Below are 11,794 nucleotides of genomic sequence, written 5' to 3' on the forward strand. Positions count from 1 at the left end.
GCCGCCGCTGCCGCCGAGTTGTCATAGCACAACGACAAGCCAGCTCGGCGTGTTCGGAACCGACCCGGGGTTCGGGCTACTCCTCCTCAGCGCGGTTTGCGCCGAGGTACCAGTCGGGTTCGCCCTCGGTGGGCAGGTCGTGCAGCTTGTCGGGGTTGCGGATGACGTTGATGGCGACGATGCGGCCGGCATCGATGACGAAGTCGAACACGCCGATGTGGTTGCCGTCGAACACGACCAGGCCGGGCGCGCCGTTGACCAGCACCGCGCGGCCCCACCCGCCCGCGGCGGACGGTGCGTGGTACCAGCCGAGCAGCATCTTCGCGATGAGCTCGGCTCCATGCACCGGCTGGCGGATCGCGGGGACCTTGCCGCCACCATCGGCGGTCAGGCTGACGTTCGCGTCGAGCACGCCGAGCAGCGCGCTGAGATCACCGGAGCGCCAGGCGACCGCGAAGGCGGAGACGACCTTCTCCTGTTCGTCCGGCGAGGCGGGGAAGCGCGGCGTGCCGTTCTCGACGTGCTTGCGGGCGCGGGAGGCGAGCTGTCGCACCGCGGCCGGGGTGCGGCCGACCACCTCGGCGACCTCGGGGCCGGTCATTCCGAACACGTCCTGCAGGACGAATGCGGTGCGCTCGGCGGGCGACAGCGACTCGAGGACAACCAGCAGTGCCGTAGTGACACGTTCGTCCTGGGTGATCCGGTCTGCCGGATCGTCCCAGCTGGTCACCTCGGGTTCGGGCAGCCATTCGCCGACATACTGTTCGCGGCGAACCCTGGCCGACCCGAGCTGATCCAGCGCGAGACGGCCTGTCACGGTGCTGAGCCAGGCCCGCAGATTCTCAATCTGTCCCGCCGTGCCCGCCTCGTGCTGCCGTTGCAGCCGCAGCCACGCCTCCTGCACCACATCGTCGGCGTCGGTGAGGCTGCCCAGCGTGCTGTAGGCGAGCCTGCGCAGATACGGCCGATGCTCCTCGAACCGCCGGGCCAGCTCGGCCTGATCGAGGGGCTCGGGAGTAGAAGGCTGATCGGAAGTCACTGCTGTCGCCGTTCGGTCGTTCCGCCCCGCCGGGCGCGGTTTCATGGATGCGTCATCAGGTTGACGACGCAGCGGATCAGAGTGTGACACGCCTTAGATCGCCGACACGGTATGCCCGCCACCGACGAGGTTCGCATCACTGACACGCCGAGTTCCGCATGATCGAGCCGGTGTACCCAGCGGCCTCTCGTGCCGGCTCACCCAGGCGCCGCCGTCGCCGAATCGTGCAGCGCGGCTGCCGAACGGGACATGTTGGCGGCAAGCGTCGAGTAGGCGCGCGCGCCGTGACGTCCCGTTAGGCGGGGTTACGCATGAGCGACGGGGCATGGTGGCGGCAGACGGTCGGGTGGGCGCGCCCTGGTGTCCCGTTCGGCGGGATAGCTGGTGCTCGGCGGGACGTGGTGGCGGCGAACGTCGAGTGGGCGCGCCGTGGTGTCCCGTTCGGCGGGATAGCTCATGGTCGGCGGGACGTGGCGGCGGCGAACGCCGAAGTGGATGCGTCGTGGTGTCCCGTTGGCCGGGGTAGCTCGTGTTCGGCGGGGCATGGTGGTGGCGAACGTTCGATGGGTGGGTGTGCCGTGAAGTCCTGGTGGCGAGGGAGCGCATCGTCGACGGGCCTGCTAGCGGCAAAACTTGAGTGGTGCGTTGTGGTGTCCCGTCGGGCGGGGGTACGCATGAGCGACGGGACATGTTGGTGGCGAACGTCGGGTGGGCGCGCCATGGTGTCCCGTCGGGCGGGGCAGTTCATGATCGAGGGGACCTGGTGGTGGTGAAGGTCGGGTGGGCGCGTCGTGGTGTCCCGTTTGGCGGGGTTGCTCGTGCTTGGCGGGACATGTTGGCGGCAAACGTCGAGTGGGCGCGCCGTGACGTCCCGTTGGGCGGGGGTACGCATGATCGACGGGACATGGTGGCGGCGAACGTCGGGGTGGGTGTGTCGTGGTGTCCCGTTTGGCGGGGTAGCTCGTGATCGACGGGACGTGGGGGCGGAATTGGCCGAGGGAGGTGGGCCGCTGTGTCCCGTTGATCGTGGGCTGGGGAGGGAGCGGATAGGCTCGGCGGGTGCAGAAGGGGACCGCTACCGCTGGGGGGTTGGTGTTGGGGTTTGTGCTCGATCGGGTGTTGGGGGATCCGCGGCGGTGGCATCCGGTGGCTGGATTCGGTTCGGTGGCAAGCGCGCTCGAATCGGTGACTTATGACGATCGGCGTCGTGCGGGGGTGCTGCATGAGGTGGTGCTGGTGGGGGCGGTGGTTGGAGTCGGTGTGGGGGTTCGTGGTCTCGGACTGCCTGCGACCGCGCTGGCCACCTGGACGGTGCTGGGCGGACGGAGCCTCGCCAAGGCTGGTAGCGAAATGGCCGATCGGCTGGAGGCCGGCGATCTGGACGGTGCTCGCGCGCTGCTGCCTTCGCTGTGCGGCCGCGACCCCGAGGTGCTCGACGCCGACGGATTGGCCCGCGCCGCACTGGAATCCATCGCGGAGAACACCTCCGACGCGACGGTGGCCCCGCTGGTCTGGGGTGCGCTCGCCGGTGTGCCCGGCCTGCTCGGCTACCGCGCGATCAACACCCTCGACGCGATGATCGGCTACCGCAACGACCGCTACCGCAACTTTGGCTGGGCGGCCGCGCGCACCGACGACCTGGCCAACCTGCTCCCCGCGCGCCTCACCGGTCTGCTCACCGTCGCGCTGGCCCCGCTGGTCGGTGGCCGCTCCGCCACCGCCCTGCGCGCCTGGCGCCGCGATGCCGCGCAACACCCCAGCCCCAACGCCGGAGTGGTCGAAGCATCGACGGCGGGCGCCCTGGGCATCCGGCTCGGCGGCCGCACCGAATACCCGCACGGCGTCGAACAACGCCCCACGCTCGGCGACGGACCCGCCCCCACCGTCGCGGATCTGCATCGCGCAGTACGCCTTTCGGAGGCGGTACAGGCGGCTGCAGTAGCGGTGGCCGTTCTCGGTGCGCTGGCCCGGCGTTAGCCGTCGGTTCGTCCGATCGGTCTCGGACGCCGAGGGTGCCGGTCGACAGTACAGGCGGTTGCAGTAGCCGTTCTCGGTGCGCTGGCCCGGCGTCAGCCTTCGGTTCGTCCGATCAGTCTCGAACGCCGAGGGTGCCGGTCCAGGTGGCGGTGTCGAGACCGGCACGCCTGGCCAGCGCGAACATGGCGGCGATGTCGTCGTCGTTGCGCGGTGGGCAGTCGTCCCTGGGGTACTCCTCCTCCGGGTAGTACAGCTCCTCCAGCCGTGTCATCCCCTCCGCGTAGGACCGCACGAGACGCTCGGTGATCGCGCCACGTTCGGCGGCGTCGAGCAGTTCCGCGCACAGCTCCGGCATGCCTGCGTCGGCATCGGAGAACTCCAGCCAGCCGGAGATCTTGTCGAGCGCCCCCTCGCGCGTCGTGAAAGCCGAGACGCCGCAGTCGAGTCCGTCGTCGGCCAGATCGTCGGGGTAGGGCGCCCGGTGCCAGGCCCCGTTCTCGAACCAGTAGACGCAGCCGACCATGTGGTCATCGATCAGGCCTTGCAGGTATCGGCGCGGCAGCCATTCCGGCGCTCCGGCCAGTAGGTCGATCGCGGGCTCGTACCACTTGACCTTGCTCGACTCGTCTTCCCCGACGAGTACGGCGCGGCCAGCACCGAACCACTTCAGCACCCACCAGGTGCAACCGGAGTCGTCCCAGTGCAAGCCGCCGTCGTCGATCCAGTATCCCGACCGATGGTGCGCCGGCTCGCTCTCCCGCTCGCGGTTGTAGGTCGCGACCGCGACGCCCGCCCACCGCTTCCACAGTAGGTGCGCATCCGGTAGATCGTCGGGGTGTCCGGGCCGGTTTAGCTTCCCCAATGTTCTTCTCCTGACTCGTGTTCGGTGGGCCAGCCTAGGCTGGCCCACCGACAGCACGGCCCCGACGCTGCCTCGGTGCCGGTACACAGAACTCCCTGGCGGCGGCGTAGTCCACCTCGGGCCAGCTGAGCTGTGCGGCTGGGTCAGTCGCGGCCGCGGCCGTAGCGGTCTGCCAGGCGCGCTTCGGTTGTCGGTTTGGCGGGGGCCGATGCGGCGGTGGGGGTTTCGGGTGACGTGGTATCGGGTGGGGGGCTGGCGGCAACCGGTTCGGTTGCGGTGCTTGTCTTTTCCCGGCGGCGTTCGCGGATCTCGGCGTAGACGAAGTAGCCGAGGCCCAGGGGCGCCATGATGCCGAAGGCCAGCCATTGCAGGCCGTAGGAGAGGTAGGGGCCTGCGTCGAGTTGGGGGAGGGGGGTGGGTTTGAAGGCACCGGGCTGGTTGTCGTCGAGTTGCAGGTAGCCGCCGCGTTCGCCGGTGGGGATCGGGGTCAGGGGTTGCTGCAGGACGGCGGCTTCCTGGGTGGTGTCGATCGAGTACACCTGCCGGTAGCCGTCTTGGATCGACGGGTCCTTGCCGGGGGTGATGCCTTCGGACATCCGGACCCGGGCTTCGAGACGTTGCGGCCCGGCGGGCGGGTCGGGGATCGGCGGCGGGCGGGAACCGTCCACCGCGGCGACGAGTCCGCGGTCGATCAGCAGCAGGCGACCGTCGTCCAGCCGGAAGGTGGCGAGCACGGAGTAGCCGGGGGCACCGTCGAGATGCCGCAGCCGGACCAGCACCGTCGAGTCCGGTTGGAAGGCGCCGGAAGCGGTGACCTTGCGCCATTCGGTGTGCGCGTCGTCGGCACTGGAGCTGTCCAGGACGGTGGTGATGTCGATCGGGTCGGCGCGCACCGAGTCGGCGATGAGCTGGTTGCGGTGCGAGGTGCTGGTGTTCTTGCCGAGCTGCCACGGCGCGAGCACCGTGAAGCACAGGTAAGCGAACACGGCGACCACGGCCGCGAGGATCACCCAGCTCGGGCGGAGCAGAAAGGTCAGCCTGCGCATCAGATTCGCCGATCGAGCAGCGGGTCGGGCGGCTGGGCGGGCAGGCCGAGCGCGTCGCGCACCCAGTCGAGCAGGCCGGGCATCGCGGCCTCGATCTGGTCACGGACGAGTTCGAAGTCGGCCGTGTCACCGTAGTAGGGGTCGGGCACGTCGGGCCCGTCGGCGGCCGGGTGGAAACTGCGCAGCAGCCTGCGCCGATCCGACGGCACACCGAGGCGGGCCAGTTCGCGTTCGTGCGAGGTGTCGAGCGCGATCAGCAGGTCGGCGTCGCGATGGTCGGCGCCGAGGGCCGCGGCGATATGCCCGGTCGTGTAGCCGTACTTGCGCAAGGTGGCGGTGGTGCGGGTGTCCGCGTCGTCGCCGACGTGCCAGGCGCCGGTGCCCGCGCTGCTCACCCGCACCCGATCGGCCAGTCCCGCGCGGGACAAATGCATGGCGAAGATCTTCTCCGCCATCGGAGAACGGCAGATGTTGCCGGTACAGACGAACGAGACGTGCAGCTCACCCACGACAGCCATTCTGGCCGGTCGACCTACGGGCCCGCCACGTAGGGTGTGCTCTCGTGTCCGAGGACAGCGTCGATCACGCGAAACTGCGCCACCACGGCGACGTGGACGCGCGCCCCGGCATGCTCGACTTCGCGGTGAACGTGCAGGGCAGCGCGCCGCCGGACTGGTTGCGGCAGCGGCTCGCGGCCCGGCTGGACACGCTCGGGCGCTACCCGAGTGCGGAGGAAGATCACACGGCTAGGTGTGCCGTTGCGGCCAGGCATGGGCGCCGCCCGGACGAGGTGCTGTTGCTGGCGGGTGCGGCCGAGGGCTTCGCCATGCTGCCGCGGCTCACACCCCGGCTGGCCGCCGTGCTCCACCCGTCGTTCACCGAGCCGGAGCTCGCGCTGCGCGCGGCCGGTGTCGCGGTGACCAGGGTGCTGCTAGCGCCGCCGTACAGGCTCGACCCGGCCGCTGTCCCGGCCGAGGCCGACCTCGTGGTGCTCGGCAATCCGACCAACCCGACCTCGGTGCTGCACCCGGCTGAAACCATCCGCGCGTTGCGCAGGCCGGGCCGGACCCTCGTGGTCGACGAGGCGTTCGCCGACGCGGTGGCGGGGGAGCCCGAATCGCTCGCCGGGTACTCTGCACCCGATCTGCTCGTTCTGCGCAGCCTCACCAAAACCTGGGCGCTCGCCGGGCTCCGCTGCGGTTACTTCCTCGGTGCCCCCGAACTCCTGGCGCGCCTGAATCACGGCCGTGCCCACTGGCCGCTCGGCACCCTGCAACTGGAGGCGATCACCGCCACCGCCGAGCCGCATGCGGTCGCAGAGGAACAGCAGCGCGCCCAGGCGATCGCCGTCGAACGCGCCGCGATGATCGAGCGGCTCACCGAACTGGGCGTGCATGTGCACACGCCGGCCGAGGCGCCGTTCCTGTTGCTCCGCGTTCCCGATGGTGAGCTGCTCCGGAAGTACCTGGCGGACAACGGCATTGCCGTCCGTCGCGCGGATACTTTTCCCGGTCTCGGGCCGAACCATCTCCGCGTCGCGGTGCGCGGCACCACCGAGGTAGACCGACTCGTCACCGCCATACGAACGGCGGACCTCTGGTGAGCACCGAGGCCCACCCCCGACCACATGAGCACAGCCGCACACCTTCTGATGTGGCGTACACGGAATCGCATGCAATTCCGTATGCGCCACATCAAAAGTCGTGCGGCTGCCGGGTTGGGCCGCTGCGGGGGTCGGCTCGGGAGGGAATGCGACAGTTCATGGACGGACCACAGGAGGGTGAACGATGACCACACTGGCGGATCTCATCGAAGTGCTCGACGCGGCATACCCACCGAAACTGGCGGAGTCGTGGGATTCGGTCGGGCTGGTCGCCGGTGATCCGGCCGACGAGGTCACCAGAGTGCTGTTCGCGGTCGACGCCACCGCGGGCGTGGTCGAGGAGGCGATCGACTGGCGGGCACAGGCTTTGGTGGTGCACCACCCATTGCTGTTACGCGGCGTCGACACCGTCGCGGCCGACACTCCGAAAGGTGCACTGCTGCACCGGCTCATCCGTTCCGGCTGCGCGTTGTTCACCGCGCACACCAACGCGGACTCCGCCGACCCGGGCGTCTCCGACGCGCTGGCCGCCGCGATCGGCCTCACCGTCACCGGCCCGATCGATGCGAAACCCGAAGCCCCCATCGACAACTGGGTCGTGCAGGTGCCTCCGTCGCACGCCGACGCAGTGCTGTCCGCCTTGTTCATGGCGGGCGCAGGCAGCAGCGGCGACTATCGCGACTGCGCACTCCGGGTGCCCGCGGTCGGCCAGTTCCGGCCGATGGCGGAGGCAACCCCGGCCGTCGGCGTGCTCGGTGAACTCCAGCGGGTCGACGAGGAGCGCCTCGAGCTGATCGCGCCGCCCGCCGCCCGCGCCGCCATCCTGTCCGCCCTGCGCGCCGCCCACCCCTACGAGGACCCGGCGTATCACATCACCGAACGCGCCTCGCTGCCGTCGACGGTCGGCATCGGCCGCGTCGGCACCTTGCCGGAACCGGAGTCGTTGCGCGCCTTCACCGATCGAGTCGCCGCGGCACTGCCGCCGAGCGCGTGGGGCGTGCGCGCCGCAGGCGACCCGGACCGCTCCATCTACACGGTCGCCGTCTGCGGCGGCGCAGGCGATTCCTACCTGAACGCGGTGACTCGCCGCGGCGTCGACGCGTACGTCACCGCGGACCTGCGCCATCACCCCGTCGACGAACACCTGCGCAAGGGCGGCCCCGCCCTCATCGACGCCGCCCACTGGGCGACCGAATTCCCTTGGTGCGCACAGGCGGAACGGGTCGTGCAGGCCGGCCTGCCCGGCCTCGAGACGCGCGTGTCGACGCTGCGGACCGACCCGTGGACGGTCAGCGCGCGGAGCTGAGCTGGGCAGTATTTGCGCGGACCTGACCTGAGCTGAGCTGATCAGTTTGGTCGCGCGGAGCTGAGCTGATCAGTAGCCGCGCCGGGCTGGGACCGACCAGCACTAGCGCCGAGCCGCGGCCTATTGATAGTTGCGCCAAGCTGATTCGATCAGCAGTCGCGCCGGGCTGAGCTGACCAGGGTGGCGCCGGGCTGAGCTGACCAGAGGTGGTGCCGGGCGGGGTCGACCAGTGGTCGCGCTGTGCCGGGTTGGTCCGCAGTCACGTCGAGTCGGGCTGGCCCGCAATCGCGCGGGGCTACGCTGGTCAGCAGTGCGCCAACCTGGGCCGACCAGCAAGGCCCGATCAGTAGTTGCGCCGAGCTGAGCCCATCAGCAAACGCCCGCGTACTGACCCGATCAGTAGTTGCGCGGCGGCTGTCCGTGCCAGGACGGATCCGCAGGCTGCCCACTGTGCACGTTCTCCGTCTGCGCCCGCCCCGCCAACTCCGTGGCCTGCTGCTTCGTGAGCTTCGACTCGGCACCACACCAGGTGCATTGCAGGGAGTGCTTGGTGCTCAACGGGATCAGTGGCACGAAGAACAGCGTGAATTTGGTGACCAGTTTCCGCAGTATGTGGGCTGCGGGGTTGCCGCAGCTGCCGCACACCAGGGTGAGCACGGCGAGCCGATGCGCGTACTGACGCCAACCGAAGATCACCATGGAAAACCCCCGAAGTATCGAACTTTGACCCCATCGACCTTACCGCCGCTTCGGCGTGTCGGCGCGTGTCTACTGGATTGGTTTGTGCGGTCGGTTGTTTCCGCGAGTCGACCGGTGATTCAGGGGTACAACTACCGCATGAATTTCCCGGTGAACTTCGGCTTCGTGCAGATCGGGTTGATCTTGATCATCCTGATCGCGATCGCACTGCTCATCTCCGGGCTGCTGCGGGCCCGCCGGGTCGGCTTCCGCGCACTGATCACGCGCGGCGGCAGCGGGCTGGTGCTGCTGGTGGTCGCGGTGGTGCTGCTCTGGCTGGCGACGTTGATGCAGACCTATCTCGGGTTGACCGGAGAGATCAAAGCGGCGCACGTGGTGGCCAAGGAGGTGGAGGGGCAGGAGCACCTGCTCGATATCGAGCTCACCCTCTACGGCGACGACCAGCACGACGAGCAGCGGCTGAAGTACCAGGTCGAGGGCGATACGTGGGTGCTGCAAGCGGGCATCGTCGAGCTGGAACCGTGGGTGAACGCGCTCGGTTTCCACTCCGGATACAAGATCAGCAGGCTGTACGGCCAGCGCCTGGACGGTGTCGCGACCTCGCAGAACCAGATCTTCCTCAACGGCGGCGACCGGGACTTCTTCGATGACATGCGCAAGGGTCGCTGGTTTACCGAGCCGTTCGTGCGCTCGGCCTACGGCAACGCGGTGATCGCGGTCCCCGGTGAGTACGACGTCTTCGTCTCCAGGGACGCCATCAAGACCCGCGCCCCGGCCTGACGCCGGCTAGCCCAGGGGCGGCGGCACCAATTGGTGCGGCGTCGGTCAGCGGGAACAGTCCGGCGGGGTACGGTTGAACACCGACCCATCCACAGCGTCCAGGAGTTTGTCCGCGTTGAATGTCGAACCACCCATCCAGGCCAAGCTGCTACAGCTCGCCGCTGTCGACGCCGAGCTGACGCGGATCGCGCACCGCCGCACCGTGCTGCCCGAACAGCAGGAGGTGGCCCGGCTGGAGGCCGAGCGCAACGCGCACAAGGACGCCGCCGTCGCCGTGCAGATCATGCTCGACGACCTCGACCGCGACATCCGCAAGCTGGAAGGCGAGGTCGACGCCGTCCGTAAGCGCGAGGAGCGCGACAAGGGCATGCTGAGCGCCGGAACGGTGAACGCCAAACAGCTTTCAGAGATCCAGCACGAACTGGGCAGCCTGGAGCGCAGGCGCTCGGTGCTCGAGGACGAGCTGCTCGAGGTGATGGAGAAGCGGGAGGCGTCGGCCGACGACTACCAGCACGCGGGCGCCCGGCTGGACAAGACCGAGCAGGAACTGGCCGACGCGCAAACCCAGCGTGACGAGGCCCTCGCCGATCTCGAGGTGGCACAGGGGCGTTGCGACGCGGACCGGTCCAAGCTGATCTCGCTGTTCCCGGCCGACCTGCTGGCGATCTACGACCGGCAGCGTGGCCAGCACGGTGTCGGCGCGGCGCTGCTGCAGGCCCGCCGCTGCGGCGCGTGCCGGATCGAACTGGATCGCGGCGAGATCGCCCGGATCGCGAAGACCGCCCCCGACCTGGTGGTGCGGTGCCCGGAGTGCGGTGCGATCCTGGTGCGCACCAAGGAATCGGGGCTGTGACCGCTCGACCGGCGCGGGCAGCGCGGTGACCGAGCGCGAGGTGATCGTCGAGGCCGACGGCGGCTCCCGGGGCAATCCGGGACCGGCGGGCTACGGCGCGGTCGTCTTCGCCGCCGATCATGTGCGGGTGCTCGCCGAACGTCGTGAGTTCATCGGCATCGCCACCAACAATGTCGCCGAATACCGTGGCCTGGTCGCGGGTTTGGAGGCGGCGGCCGAACTCGGCGCCAGTGTCGTCGCGGTGCGGATGGACTCCAAACTGGTCGTCGAGCAGATGTCGGGCCGCTGGAAGATCAAGCACGCGGCCATGATTCCGCTCGCCGACCGGGCCCGCAGGCTGGTCGCGGGCTTCGAGCGAGTGAGCTTCACCTGGATTCCGCGGGCCGAGAACTCGCATGCCGACCGGCTCGCCAACGAGGCGATGGACGACGCCACCCTGGTGGACGAGGTGCGCACCGCCCGCGAGGCGGAAAAGCCCACGGCCGCACCGGTTGCTGAAGATCCGGTGGTTTCGGCGGCTGCGGCGCAACCCGCGCCCGGCTGGACCGGTGCCACCGGTCGCCCGACCCGGCTGCTGCTGTTGCGCCACGGCCAGACCGAACTGTCTGTGCAACGGCGCTATTCGGGTCGCGGTAATCCGCCGCTCACCGAGCTCGGCCGGGAGCAAGCCGCGCGTGCCGCGAAAATGCTTGCGGCCAAAGGTGGTATCTCCGCCGTGCTGTCCTCGCCGCTGAGCCGGGCCCGGGAGACCGCCGAGGCCGCGGCCACCGCGCTGGACGCACCGCTCACCGTCCTGGACGGCCTCATCGAGACCGACTTCGGCGAGTGGGAGGGCCTGACCTTCCTGGAGGCGGCCGAACGCGACCCGGAGCTACACGCCCGCTGGCTCGGCGACGCGTCGCTGCCGGCGCCCGGTGGGGAGAGCTTCGACCAGGTCCGCGAGCGGGTCGACGCGGTCCGGCGTGATCTGGTGGGGTTGTATCCCGGCGCGAACCTGGTCGTGGTCAGTCATGTGACGCCGATCAAGACGCTGCTCCAGTTGGCGCTGGGGGTCGGGCCGTCACTGCTGTACCGGTTGCATCTGGACCTGGCATCGCTGTGCATCGCGGAGTTCTATCCGGACGGCGGGTCGTCCGTGCGTCTGGTGAACGACACCTCGTACTTGTAGCAACTGTTCATCCGTCCGTCGCCGGAAGCTCGGCGACGGTCATCCTGTGCTGCCATCATCTGCCACAGCATGTCGGACATCGCGCATCGGGATGGTTCTGTTCGGATTCGCGGTGCGGCGGTTGGCGGCGTATAACAGTTGAGTCTCGTCGGTCGGGCAATTCGGCCGCAGCTGGGTGTGGGTGAGGGTGAAAGTCAGTTCGGGCGAACACTTTTCAGAGCCGCCACGAAAAGATGTGGTGTGAGTCTCACGCGCGTCCGCACTGTGGTGCGGCGCACAGGTGTGTTGCGGACCGGCCTACCCGTGTCGATGCTGAGTCGACCAGCAGGTAACCAGCGTCGATTTGACTCCGCTGCGCAGGCACTCCCACTTGCTGATATGGCGACCGCAGATTGTGTCGGGGGCGGTTCCCTCCCCGGTCCGGGCGAGCACGGCGATAGTCGCGTGCTCGCTTTTTCGAA

The 11,794-nt window shown here is 69.1% G+C and carries 11 protein-coding genes; 6 read left to right on the forward strand and 5 right to left on the reverse strand.

The window, feature by feature from the left end; genetic code table 11:
- Positions 1-76: 76 nt before the first annotated feature.
- Complete coding sequence (sigJ, locus tag NN4_RS28335) at positions 77-1,039, reverse strand: RNA polymerase sigma factor SigJ (RefSeq protein ID WP_147137852.1); 963 nt, start codon at positions 1,037-1,039, stop codon at positions 77-79.
- Between the two features lie 1,059 nt (positions 1,040-2,098).
- Here sigJ and NN4_RS28340 point away from each other — a divergent pair.
- The gene (locus NN4_RS28340; protein WP_147137856.1) at positions 2,099-3,016 is read left to right on the forward strand and encodes a cobalamin biosynthesis protein; all 918 of its coding nucleotides are present in this window, start codon (positions 2,099-2,101) and stop codon (positions 3,014-3,016) included.
- Positions 3,017-3,128: 112 nt separating this feature from the next.
- Here NN4_RS28340 and NN4_RS28345 read toward each other — a convergent pair whose 3' ends face one another.
- From NN4_RS28345 to NN4_RS28355, 3 genes are all read right to left on the reverse strand, one after another.
- Positions 3,129-3,878, reverse strand: a complete 750-nt coding sequence (locus tag NN4_RS28345; protein WP_147137859.1) for a hypothetical protein — start codon at positions 3,876-3,878, stop codon at positions 3,129-3,131.
- Between the two features lie 143 nt (positions 3,879-4,021).
- Positions 4,022-4,924, reverse strand: coding sequence for an SURF1 family cytochrome oxidase biogenesis protein (locus NN4_RS28350; RefSeq protein WP_147137861.1), 903 nt, complete (start codon positions 4,922-4,924; stop codon positions 4,022-4,024).
- On the reverse strand, positions 4,924-5,442 hold the full coding sequence (locus NN4_RS28355; RefSeq protein WP_147137865.1) for a low molecular weight protein-tyrosine-phosphatase: 519 nt from the start codon (positions 5,440-5,442) through the stop codon (positions 4,924-4,926). Before NN4_RS28355 ends, NN4_RS28350 begins: the two co-directional genes overlap by 1 nt.
- Positions 5,443-5,486: 44 nt before the next feature.
- Here NN4_RS28355 and cobC point away from each other — a divergent pair, with 44 nt between their 5' ends.
- A complete protein-coding gene (gene cobC, locus NN4_RS28360) occupies positions 5,487-6,527 on the forward strand; it encodes an Rv2231c family histidinol phosphate aminotransferase CobC (protein ID WP_147137867.1) in 1,041 nt (346 codons plus the stop codon).
- A 184-nt stretch (positions 6,528-6,711) separates the two neighbouring features.
- On the forward strand, positions 6,712-7,833 hold the full coding sequence (locus NN4_RS28365) for a Nif3-like dinuclear metal center hexameric protein (protein WP_147137870.1): 1,122 nt from the start codon (positions 6,712-6,714) through the stop codon (positions 7,831-7,833).
- 396 nt (positions 7,834-8,229) lie between these two features.
- Here NN4_RS28365 and NN4_RS28370 read toward each other — a convergent pair whose 3' ends face one another.
- On the reverse strand, positions 8,230-8,532 hold the full coding sequence (locus tag NN4_RS28370; protein WP_147137873.1) for a zinc ribbon domain-containing protein: 303 nt from the start codon (positions 8,530-8,532) through the stop codon (positions 8,230-8,232).
- Between the two features lie 138 nt (positions 8,533-8,670).
- Here NN4_RS28370 and NN4_RS28375 point away from each other — a divergent pair, with 138 nt between their 5' ends.
- From NN4_RS28375 to NN4_RS28385, 3 genes are all read left to right on the forward strand, one after another.
- Complete coding sequence (locus NN4_RS28375) at positions 8,671-9,312, forward strand: hypothetical protein (RefSeq protein WP_147137877.1); 642 nt, start codon at positions 8,671-8,673, stop codon at positions 9,310-9,312.
- A gap of 115 nt (positions 9,313-9,427) precedes the next feature.
- A complete protein-coding gene (locus tag NN4_RS28380) occupies positions 9,428-10,165 on the forward strand; it encodes a zinc ribbon domain-containing protein (RefSeq protein ID WP_135235772.1) in 738 nt (245 codons plus the stop codon).
- Between the two features lie 25 nt (positions 10,166-10,190).
- Positions 10,191-11,333: a bifunctional RNase H/acid phosphatase gene (locus NN4_RS28385; protein ID WP_147137880.1), complete on the forward strand. Its 1,143-nt coding sequence runs from the start codon at positions 10,191-10,193 to the stop codon at positions 11,331-11,333.
- Positions 11,334-11,794: the final 461 nt, after the last annotated feature.

The organism is Nocardia ninae NBRC 108245, from assembly GCF_007990755.1.
GTDB lineage: Bacteria > Actinomycetota > Actinomycetes > Mycobacteriales > Mycobacteriaceae > Nocardia > Nocardia ninae.